Below are 10,497 nucleotides of genomic sequence, written 5' to 3'. Positions count from 1 at the left end.
CTGAGTCAAACCGGATAGCCTCCGGAAAACCCGGGGCGCTTCAGTTTGACGCCACAGGCCTCTTCGAGATTGTCAAAGTGGAGGGCGGCCAGAGCTATGTCGCCGACAAGCGAAACAAAGAGAGGTCCAAACGCCCCAGTAAGCCATAATCGCAGCCTAAGATTTTATGGTATGGTTATGCGACATCTGGATCAAAGGTGAGAAAGATCGAGACCCGAGAATTTGATAGCTGAAATCGCTTCAAGAAGAATTTGGGGACGATACCCCGATCCGTAAGCGTCGGCGGCCTCACTCTGACTGCCGCCAGTGATCCACCCGCCCAACGTCAGTGTAATATCACGGTCGATAAGCGCATTTCGGCCCGCGTCTCGAAAGCCATGCCGGAAGGAATGATAGCATGTCCGTGGCGCGTCGGCTCCGACACTAACCAGAAATCGCGAGAACCAACGCGAAAATGCAACCGACCGAAAGCCCTTGGCCCCCGGCGGCAAGTCATCAAAGAGCTTGAGGGACCCGCTGCGGCGTTTGCCTTCAACAAATGCCATGATCCCGAGGTCTAGGAGCCTTGGATGGATGGGCACAATGCGGGCGCTTGTCTTCGTCTTGAGCGATTTATCCCGCGCCCCGCTTAGGCTTTCCTCAGTGATTACGAAGCACGGCACTCCTTCAATCAGCCTGACATCGGTGACATCGAGTTGGCATACCTCATTGAGGCGCATACCCGAAAATAGGCCGATTAGCGGCACCCAATATCGTGCGCCACTGGCGATCACAGAGCCGGGGATAGCGTAGCCATTCTGCTCATCGCGGCACCCCGTGTAGATCGGAGCAGAGAAAATCCGCTGTAACTGCCAAAGCTCAAACGGCTTGCGGCGATCTTGCGGGTGAACGGTTTCCGCCCACTGAAGGCCACGGGCCGGGTTCCTTGTGACGTATTCCTCGGAGACTGCCCAATTCAGCATCGTGGCGAAACGGGCCATGTAGGCGTTCAAGTTCGTAGCGTTGATCGTCCGAATCCCAGCGTCCTGCCTTGCCAGCCCAGCCGCCTCCCGCACGGAAAGTTGTCCGCATTTCTTGCTGTAATTGACCGGAAGCCAGCGCAGCGTTTCGAGCAACTTCCGGCAGCCCTCGCGGTTGAGATCGGAAATTGGCGTCGATGCCCCAAAGAAATCCTCCACCACGCGCCGCGTGGTGTGGTGGGCGAGAATCGTTCTGTCGGAGCGCCGTTTTGTTGGGTCTTTCAGATATCGGTCGTAGATTTCAGCAAGGGTCGGCCCGGCATTTACCTCGGGCTCTCGAACACCCGGAATAGCCCGGACGTTAGAAATGGATGAAGGATTGGATCGTTTATGCATCGTTTTGGAGACTGTCGTCCCAACGGAGTTCTCCGCAAGCAGGTCTGCATTGAAACCCGAGCCAATTTCTCGACGCTTCGCTTCAAACATCGATTCGAACTCAGCGGCAACCCTCCGAGCGTGACGAACAGCGAGTGAGAAACTGTCTGTCCGCAACGATCTGCTGACTTCCAAGCAACCCATTGCCTCTCGCAGATCGAACGGGACACGAATCCGAAATCGGTAAATTGATCCTCGCAGGCACAACCCTCGAACGGATCGTTTGTGTGACGTCCGTGTGTAACAGTCGCCGAGACGATTTCTCGAACGATATAAAGGCGTTAGGTCCTGTTCTTGGACGTGATTGTGTAACACCTGCGTGTTGCGAACGCGTGAATCTGCACCGCCGATGGCGGATTTCTGCGTGTTTTCAGGGTGTTGAGGACGGCTGGAGCGGGTAGCGGGAATCGAACCCGCATAACTAGCTTGGAAGGCTAGGGCTTTACCACTAAGCTATACCCGCCCGTTCCGACCATGGACTTTGGCCTTTGAGCCATGTCAGGGCGCGGCGATTGCCACGACTCCTACCTGCTCGTCAACGGCTCTCTTTCGTTTGCCCCCATTTGGCCGCGCCCATGCGGCTTGCGCGCGTCGACGGGGATCGCCCCGACGACTTTTGGCACGAATTGCCATCTTAAAGGGGCAGCAACGCATTCAAGGTCATATCTGGGCAGCGTCACCGTATTTTCTCGCAAGTGCAGCAATGATAGCATCGCGACGTCAGCAGATGAGGAGCCAAGGCACCATGAATGCATCACGGACCCGCACCCCGGCCGAAAATTCCGTCCCTTCCCGGCGTCGCAATCCGTTGGACCTGCTGATGAACTCGGGGCTGGGCAAGCTGTTGCGCGGGATCGGCGTGGCGCCCAGGCAGGACAGCGGCGAAAGCCTGCTCGACCTGGCCGATGCGCTGCTGTCACTGCGCGGGCGCGCCTCAGGTCCGGCGCTGGCGTCTGCGTTCTTCGATCTCTATGAAGCATCCGATCTGACGGCCCGGCAGGACTTCCTGGGCAAGGTTCACGACTTGCATCCGGCTGATGCCAAGGCGATCGACAAGGCCATCGCCAAATGGAACGAGAAGCGGGACGAGGCCACCGCGCTGGCGTTGAACGCCGCCACCGAATCGCCGAGCGCGCGCCTGATCAACCAGCTCAATCTCGCACCGCAGGGGACACAGCGCCTGATCGGGATGCGCGAGGATCTTCTGGCCGTCCCCAGAGCCGCGGCGCCCGCCGGGCTCGCTGCTCTGGACCGTGAGCTGGAAAGCGCCTTCACGGCATGGTTCAATGCCGGTTTCCTGGAGTTGCGCCGGATCGGGTGGGATTCGCCCGCTGTTCTGCTGGAGCGCATCATCCGCTACGAAGCGGTGCACGAGATCCAAGGCTGGGACGACCTTCGCCGCCGCGTCGAACCGGTCGACCGGCGCTGCTATGGCTTCTTCCATCCGCAGATGCGAGACGATCCGCTAATCTTTGTCGAAGTGGCGCTGACACAGCAACTCCCCGGCGCGATCCATCAGGTGATCGCCGAGGAGCGCGAACCGATCGATCCGCGAGAGGCCAGCTGCGCCATCTTCTATTCGATCAGTAACTGTCAGGTCGGGCTAAAGGGCATCCCCTTCGGCAACCACCTGATCAAGCGCGTGGTGGGCCTGCTCAAGGAAGAGCTGCCACACCTGAAGACGTTCGCCACGCTTTCACCGGTTCCCGGATTCGCGAAATGGCTGGCCCGGGAGCGGGGCGCCGATGCCAGGATACCGGGTGCAAAGGACCTGCGCCAGCTTGCCGCACGGTATCTGGTCACCGCAAAGGGGCGTGGCAATCAGCCTGCCGACCCGGTTGCGCGCTTCCACCTGGGCAATGGCGCAAGGCTCGAGGCCGTCCATGCCAACGCTGACCTTTCACCCAACGGGCAGAAGCAGTCGCACGGGGTGATGGTCAATTACCTCTACGACCTCGCCGATATCGAGGCGAACTTCTTTGCGCTGACCGAAATGGGTGCAGTGGCCACCTCGAAGGCCGTGCAGGCGCTGGTCGATGACAGCGACGGCAGCAGCAAGAAGAAAGCCGGGAAGGCACAGGACGCGGTCGCGGCCTGACACCAAACAGGCGTTCGGCGGGCTCTAGTGCCCCTCGAACGCCATCAGGGCATCAGCAGGAACACCTGCCGTGCGCAGGCGTTCTGCTCCGCCCAGATCTGGCAAGTCGATCGCGAACAGCGCCCGGGTTACCGTTCCACCCGCGCTGCGCAATAACTGCACAGCCGCCAGCGCGGTGCCGCCGGTGGCGATGAGGTCGTCGATCAGCACCACGGCCTTGTCATCATGGATCGCGCCCGGATCCACTTCCAGAGTGTCGGTGCCGTATTCGAGGGCATAGTCCATCGCAAGGACCGGCACAGGCAGCTTGCCGGGCTTGCGAACCGGTACGAACGGCAAGCCGAGCCGGGCGGCCACGGCGGCCCCGAAGATGAACCCCCGCGCTTCGATCCCCGCGATCGCTTCGGCCCCGGCCTCGCGTGCCTTGTCCGCCATCAGGCCGACGGCGGCCGCAAAGCCCTGACCATGACCGATCAGGGTAGTGATATCGCGGAAGAGAATGCCCGGCTTGGGAAAGTCCGGAATGGTTCGGACGAGTGCCTTCAGCTCGCCGGGAGTCATAAGCGTCTTTCCTCAAATGAGAAGCGCCCCTGCCATCGCACGATGGAGGGGCGCCTCGTCAGGTCGTGAGACCCGGTCTCAGTGCTTCGTGCCGGCCCAGATGTTCCGGTAGGACATGTAGCCCAGGATTGTGGCGAAGAGCAGGAAGCCCAGCACGGTCCAGCCGGTCTGCTTGCGCTTTTCCAGCTTGGGTTCGGCGGTCCAGATGAGGAACGCCGAGACGTCCTTGGCCATCTGGTCGACAGTGGACTTGGTGCCGTCGCCGTACGTCACCTGACCATCCGCTGCCAGCGGCGGCGCCATGGCGAGGTTGAGGTTGGCGAAGTACGGGTTGTAGTGCAGGCCCGACGGGGTCTTCGCTTCGGGGAACTCCTTCAGAAGTTCGGCCGGCTGTTCCGTGAACCCGGTCAACAGCGAGTAGATGTAGGCCGGGCCGTCATGACGCGCCTTGGCCATCAGCGAGAGATCCGGCGGCACCGCATTGTTGTTGGCGGCGCGCGCAGCGATGTCGTTCGCGAACGGCTTGGGGAAGTAGTCGGTCGGCGTGCCCGGACGGGTATTCGCTTCACCGGTGTTCGGATCGGTACCCGGAACGGTGAAGCCCGCCGCGATCGCCTTCACTTCTGCTTCGCTGTAGCCGAGCTGCGCCAGATCGCGGAATGCGACGTGGCTGAGCGAGTGGCAGGCCGAGCAGACTTCCTTGTAGACCTGGAAGCCGCGCTGCAGCTGCTGGCGGTCGAACTTGCCGAACGCGCCGTCGCTGGCGAAGTGCACTTCCTTGGGATGCAGGTGGAATTCGTGCTCGGCGGTTGCCGCGGGCGGTTCCGTGATCTGCGTGTAGGCGCCCTTACCGAAGGACCAGGCCAGGGCTACCGTGAAGAACAGCCCGACGAGGATCGAGAGAATGCGTGCCATGTCTTTCGTCTTTCGTTCTAGCTGTTGATCAGGCGGCCGGAGCCAGTTCGGCGCCTTCGTCCTTCCCGAGGACAGCCTCGGTGATGGAGTAGGGCAGCGGCAGCGGCTTCTCGATCGCGGAAACGACCGGGAGGATGATCAGGAAGTGCGCGAAGTAGTACAGCGCGGCCAGCTGGCTGATCATCACGTAGGGCTCGGTCGCCGCGGCACCGCCGCAGTAGAACAGAACCGCCATGGCCGGGATCAGGCCGAACCAGAAGAACTTCTTGTAGGTCGGACGGTAGGAACCCGAACGGACCGGCGACTTGTCGAGCCACGGCAGGAAGAACCACACCAGGATCGCGCCGAACATGGCGAGGACGCCCATCAGCTTCGCCGGAATGAAGAAGAAGTCCTGGGTGAAGGCGCGCAGGATCGCGTAGAACGGCCAGAAGTACCATTCGGGGACGATGTGCGCCGGCGTGCTCATCGGGTTGGCCGGAATGTAGTTGTCCGGGTGGCCTAGCGCGTTCGGGAAGAAGAACACGGCAGCCGCGAACAGGATCGCGAAGGCACCCACGGCCCAGCCATCCTTGGCGATGTAGTAGGGGTAGAACGGAACCGTGTCGCTCTCGCTCTTCACTTCCACGCCGGTCGGGTTCGACGAACCCGGGATGTGCAGCGCCCAGATGTGCAGGATGACGACACCCACGATCACGAAAGGCAGCAGGTAGTGCAGCGAGAAGAAGCGGTTGAGCGCGGCATTGTCCGGCGCGAAGCCGCCGAGCAGCCACTGCTGCAGCGGTTCACCCACGAACGGGATGGCACCGAACAGGCCGGTGATGACCTTGGCGCCCCAGAAGCTCATCTGGCCCCAGGGAAGCACGTAGCCCATGAAGGCGGTGGCCATCATGAGGAGGAAGATCACGACGCCCAGCAGCCACACCATTTCGCGCGGTGCCTTGTAGGAACCGTAGTAGAAGCCGCGGAAAATGTGGATGTAGATCACCACGAAGAACGCCGAAGCGCCATTCGCGTGGCCATATCGGAACAGCCAGCCCCAGTTCACGTCGCGAACGGTCATCTCGATGGTGTCGAAGGCAACCGCCGTGTTGGCCGCGTAGTGCATGGCCATGACGATGCCGGTCACGATCTGGATCACCAGACAGATCAGCGCCAGGAAACCGAAGTTCCAGAAATAGTTGAGGTTGCGGGGAACCGGATAGCCGGAACCGACCGAGTTGTAGACGAGGCGCGGCAGAGGCAGCTTCTCGTCCATCCACTTCATGAAGGGGTGGCTCGGCGTATATTCGTTGGCCCAGGGAAAGCTCATTGTCGTTGCCCTCTCGCTTGCCCTTAACCGATCTTGACGACGGTGTCGGTGGTGAACTCGTATGCCGGAACCTCGAGGTTCTTGGGCGCGGGACCCTTACGGATACGGGCGGCAGTGTCGTAGGCCGAACCGTGGCACGGGCAGAAGTAACCGCCGAACTCGCCGCGGTTCTCGCCTTCGCCGGCACCGAGCGGAACGCAGCCCAGGTGGGTGCAGACGCCCATGGTGATCAGCCAATTTTCCTTGCCTTCCTTGGTACGCTCGGCGAGCGTCTGCGGATCGCGCAGGCTGGAAATGTCGACCTTGTTGGCCTCTTCGATTTCCTTGACCGTCAGATTGCGCACGAAGACGGGCTGCTTGCGGAACACCGCCTTGATCGCCTGTCCCGGCTGGATCGCGGAAATATCGACTTCCGTTGAGGAAGCCGCGAGAACGTCGGCCGATGCCGACATCTGGCTTACCAGGGGGATAACGACACCCACGCCAGCGACGCCCGCCGCGCTTACTGCGGCGATATTGATGAAATCGCGCCGACGCACGCCATCTTCTTCTGCCATGCTAAGCCCTTGCCTTGCTTACGAACACCCACTGCCGGGGGACCGACAGCATACCGAACCGGCCAAGAACGCCCCTGATCCCCCGAATTCGGCGTAAGATGCGGGAATGCCCCTCTCCCACGACCGACTTCGCGGGCCTGATATACACGAAACACAGCCGTGCCAACCGCCTTTTTGGCCACCGGGCCGGGAGGCGGCAGCGGCGGCACGTTTAGAAGGCCAAACGCATCGTCGTTTTGACTTAGGGCAATCCAATCAAGGAGATTTGGCGTCCATACGCCGGTTCGCCCCTGTGGGTGGCGCGACGGAACGAGTAGAAACGGTCCGGCGCGGAGTAGGTATCGAGTCCCAGGGCCTCGACGCGCCCCAGTCCAGCCCGTGCAAGGCGCGCCGTGACATAGGCTTCAAGGTCGAACTGATGATGCCCCGGACGGCCCGCGGCAAAGAACACGGCGTTACCCTCGTCGTCCGTCAGGAACCGGTCGTGGAATGCCTCATCGACTTCATAGCTGCGCCGCGCGATGCAAGGACCCACTGCAGCCACGATCCGCTCGCGGCGTGCACCGAGCGACTCCATCGCCTCCACGGTACGGTCGGTCACCCCGCCGACCGCGCCTTTCCAGCCCGCATGGGCCGCTGCGACAACGCCCGCCTCGAGATCCGCGAGCAGCACCGGGGCACAATCAGCAGTGAGAATGCCCAGGAGCACGCCGGGCCGGTCGGTCACGAGCGCATCCGCGTGTGGGCGATCCGCATCCGGCCAGGGCTCTGCCGGAGCCACGACGCAATCGGGCGAATGAACCTGATAGACTGTCGCAAGCCTCGCACCGGGCAGCACGGCCTCGGTGGCGCGGCGCCGGTTCTCGGCGATCGCCGCCGGATCATCCCCCGAGCCGAGCCCGACGTTCAAACCGGCGACATCGCCGGTGCTGACCCCGCCCTTGCGGCCCAGGAATCCGTGCGGCACGCCCTTGAGCAGCCCCGCACGGATCACTTCCACGGCATCAGCCAAGGCTCTTGGTCACCTGCTCGCGGACATCGCGCGAGAGATCGGGCTCCGCGGCTGTCTTCTGCAGTTCCTCGCGCATCATTGCCGCACGGACCGGCTCGATTCGCCGCCAACGACCCAATGAAGGCACGAAGCGTGCCGCCGTCTGCGGATTGATCGGATCGAGACGGCGGATCAGATCGCCGATCAGCCGGTAGCCCTCGCCGCTCTCGTCATGGAACGCCTTGGGATTGACCGCCGCTGCCATGTAGAGTGCGCGCACCCGGTTCGGGTTGGTCATCGTGAAGTCGGGATGTCCGGCCAGTTCCCGAATATGCGTCAGTACGTCCGGGTGGAACGATCCCGCCTGCAGCGAGAACCACTTGTCGATGACAAGGGCATTGGCTTCGTAACGAGCGTGGAAGTCAGCAAGCGCCTCTTCCCGTTCGGGGACATCGAGGCTGGACAGGATCAGCAGCGCGCCCTGCCGGTCAGTCATGTTGTCGGCCGAGCGGTACTGCGCAATGGCGCGCCGGGCACCCTCCGCCTTGTTGCCTGCAGCAATATAGCCCAGCGCCTGACTCTTGATCTTGCGCGCGCCGCGCGCTGCGGCGTCGCGGCTGTAGGGCACACCCACCGCACGGTCGTGCAGCGCGCCGAGCGCTTCGGCATATTCACAGCCCAGCCAGGCCTTGAGCGCCTCGCGCTCGGCATGAATGGCGCCCGGATCGGCAATCAGCATCTGTTCGGCGAGATAGCTTTCGGCCGGCAGGATCATCAGCTCTCCACGCATCAGGTCATCGAGCGCCGGATCGGTCACGATCGCCGCGAAGGCCTGCCCGATCGCGGCGCGGCCCGCTGTCCGCGCGGCATCGTTGAGCCCACCGCTCACGGCAGCAACAAGATGCTGGACGACAAGGCTCTGCATGGCCTCATAGCGGGCGAAGGGATCGTCATCATGCGCGGCGAGGAACACCAGATCCTCGTTGGGACGATCGAACTCGATCGAGACCGGCGCCGAGAACCCGCGGTTGATCGACAGCACCGGCAGCTTGGCGAAATCCTCGAACACGAAGGTGTCGCTGGCCTTGGTGAGGACGATAAGCTGTTCGCCGGTATGTTCCTTGCTCTCGCGGTCGAACAGACCGATGCGCAGCGGGATCGGCACCGGCTGCTTTTCGGGCTGGCCGGGGGTCGGCGGCACGGTTTGCGACAGGTGCAGCGTTGCCGTCGTGCCCTCATGCTTCAGCGTGACCGCGACCTGCGGCGTACCTGCCTGCGAATACCACAGGCGGAACTGCGCGAGGTCCAGACCCGAGCCTTGCTCCATCGACCGCACGAAATCCTCGCATGTCGCCGCCTCGCCGTCGTGGCGGTCGAAATAGAGGTCGGTGCCTTTCCGGAACTGCTGCGGCCCCGCCATGGTGCGCATCATGCGGATCACCTCGGCGCCCTTGTTGTAAACCGTCGCGGTATAGAAGTTGCTGATTTCCTGATAGGAATCGGGACGGATCGGATGTGCCAGCGGCCCGGAGTCCTCGGGGAACTGCGCCGAGCGGAGCACGCGCACGTCCTCGATGCGCTTGACCGCCTCGCTGCCCATGTCGGCGCTGAAAAGCTGGTCGCGCAGCACTGTGAAGCCTTCCTTGAGGCTGAGCTGGAACCAGTCGCGGCAGGTGATGCGGTTGCCGGACCAGTTGTGGAAGTATTCGTGGCCGATCACGCCCTCGACCGCGTCGTAATCGGCGTCGGTCGCGGTTTCGGGATCGGCCAGCACATAGCGGGTGTTGAAGACGTTTAAGCCCTTGTTCTCCATCGCCCCCATGTTGAAGTCGGAGACGGCGACAATGTTGAACAGGTCGAGGTCGTATTCGCGGCCGAAGGCTTCCTCGTCCCACTTCATCGAGGCGATCAGCGAATCCATCGCATGCTGCGTGCGGTCCTCGTCACCCGGGCGGACCCAGATGTTGCAATCGACCTTGCGGCCCGACGTCGTGGTGAAGGTGTCATGGTTGGCCACCAGTTCGCCTGCAACGAGCGCGAAGAGATAGCTCGGCTTGGGCCAGGGATCGTGCCATTCGGCCCAGTGGGTGCCGTCGGCATTCTCGCCCTGCGCGGTGCAGTTGCCGTTGGAAAGCAGGATGGGGAACGTGCCCTTGTCGCCCGTCATCCGCACCGAATAGGTGGACAGCACGTCGGGCCGGTCGGGGAAGAAGGTGATGCGGCGGAAGCCTTCGGCCTCGCACTGCGTGCACAGCATCCCGTTCGAGGCGTAGAGCCCCATGAGCTGGCTGTTCGCCGCCGGATTCACCTGCGTTTCCACCTCGACCAGATGTTCCGCACCGGGCAAGTCGATCAGCAGGTCCGGACCATCGAGCCGCCAGTCGTTGACCGCGGCACCATCGACGCGCACGGCCAGAGGCACGATCTGGTCTCCATTGAGGCGCAGTACGGCATCACCGCTGCCATCCGGATTGCGCACGACCCTGAGCTTCGAGGCCACCAGCGTCGCATCGATACCGAGTGTAAATTCAAGACCCGTTTCAGGCACCAGCCATGCCGGCGGCTGATAATCCTCACGCCGGATGACGGGCGGCGCAGTCGGTGGCGGCGCGGCATCTGCCACCTGGGTGTTCTCTGCGGGCTCGGCGGGTCTGCTGGCGATATCCATA

The 10,497-nt window shown here is 62.6% G+C and carries 8 protein-coding genes and 1 tRNA gene; 1 reads left to right on the top strand and 8 read right to left on the bottom strand.

What is annotated here, in order from left to right:
* Window positions 1-191: 191 nt before the first annotated feature.
* Window positions 192-1,709: a site-specific integrase gene (locus MTR64_RS18280; protein WP_327194291.1), complete on the bottom strand. Its 1,518-nt coding sequence runs from the start codon at window positions 1,707-1,709 to the stop codon at window positions 192-194.
* Between the two features lie 74 nt (window positions 1,710-1,783).
* A tRNA-Gly gene (locus MTR64_RS18275) sits at window positions 1,784-1,857 on the bottom strand.
* 282 nt (window positions 1,858-2,139) lie between these two features.
* On the opposite strand from MTR64_RS18275, the gene MTR64_RS18270 reads away from it, so the two are divergent.
* On the top strand, window positions 2,140-3,492 hold the full coding sequence (locus tag MTR64_RS18270; RefSeq protein ID WP_243995939.1) for a malonyl-CoA decarboxylase domain-containing protein: 1,353 nt from the start codon (window positions 2,140-2,142) through the stop codon (window positions 3,490-3,492).
* Between the two features lie 24 nt (window positions 3,493-3,516).
* Here the strand turns inward: MTR64_RS18270 and MTR64_RS18265 are convergent, their stop codons facing one another.
* The 6 genes from MTR64_RS18265 to pepN form a co-directional block, all read right to left on the bottom strand.
* The gene (locus tag MTR64_RS18265; RefSeq protein ID WP_243995938.1) at window positions 3,517-4,053 is read right to left on the bottom strand and encodes an adenine phosphoribosyltransferase; all 537 of its coding nucleotides are present in this window, start codon (window positions 4,051-4,053) and stop codon (window positions 3,517-3,519) included.
* A 78-nt stretch (window positions 4,054-4,131) separates the two neighbouring features.
* Window positions 4,132-4,968, bottom strand: coding sequence for a cytochrome c1 (locus MTR64_RS18260; protein ID WP_243995937.1), 837 nt, complete (start codon window positions 4,966-4,968; stop codon window positions 4,132-4,134).
* Window positions 4,969-4,996: 28 nt separating this feature from the next.
* Window positions 4,997-6,280, bottom strand: a complete 1,284-nt coding sequence (locus MTR64_RS18255; RefSeq protein WP_243995936.1) for a cytochrome b — start codon at window positions 6,278-6,280, stop codon at window positions 4,997-4,999.
* A gap of 23 nt (window positions 6,281-6,303) precedes the next feature.
* On the bottom strand, window positions 6,304-6,837 hold the full coding sequence (gene petA, locus MTR64_RS18250; protein WP_243995935.1) for a ubiquinol-cytochrome c reductase iron-sulfur subunit: 534 nt from the start codon (window positions 6,835-6,837) through the stop codon (window positions 6,304-6,306).
* 241 nt (window positions 6,838-7,078) lie between these two features.
* Window positions 7,079-7,849 (bottom strand): peptidoglycan editing factor PgeF, encoded by a 771-nt coding sequence (pgeF, locus tag MTR64_RS18245; protein ID WP_243995934.1) that lies wholly within the window; start codon window positions 7,847-7,849, stop codon window positions 7,079-7,081.
* The gene (gene pepN / locus MTR64_RS18240; protein WP_243995933.1) at window positions 7,842-10,496 is read right to left on the bottom strand and encodes an aminopeptidase N; all 2,655 of its coding nucleotides are present in this window, start codon (window positions 10,494-10,496) and stop codon (window positions 7,842-7,844) included. Before pepN ends, pgeF begins: the two co-directional genes overlap by 8 nt.
* Between the last annotated feature and the right edge of the window lies 1 nt (window position 10,497).

It is taken from the genome of Novosphingobium album (ex Hu et al. 2023) (assembly GCF_022832385.1).
Taxonomy (GTDB): domain Bacteria; phylum Pseudomonadota; class Alphaproteobacteria; order Sphingomonadales; family Sphingomonadaceae; genus Novosphingobium; species Novosphingobium album.
This window is presented reverse-complemented; position numbering and strand designations above follow the sequence as displayed.

Coding starts and splice junctions, on each gene's coding strand:
- MTR64_RS18270 (WP_243995939.1), top strand. CDS start 2,140: ATGAATGCATCACGGACCCGCACCCCGGCCGAAAATTCCGTCCCTTCC.
- MTR64_RS18265 (WP_243995938.1), bottom strand. CDS start 4,053: ATGACTCCCGGCGAGCTGAAGGCACTCGTCCGAACCATTCCGGACTTT.
- MTR64_RS18260 (WP_243995937.1), bottom strand. CDS start 4,968: ATGGCACGCATTCTCTCGATCCTCGTCGGGCTGTTCTTCACGGTAGCC.
- MTR64_RS18255 (WP_243995936.1), bottom strand. CDS start 6,280: ATGAGCTTTCCCTGGGCCAACGAATATACGCCGAGCCACCCCTTCATG.
- petA (WP_243995935.1), bottom strand. CDS start 6,837: ATGGCAGAAGAAGATGGCGTGCGTCGGCGCGATTTCATCAATATCGCC.
- pepN (WP_243995933.1), bottom strand. CDS start 10,496: ATGGATATCGCCAGCAGACCCGCCGAGCCCGCAGAGAACACCCAGGTG.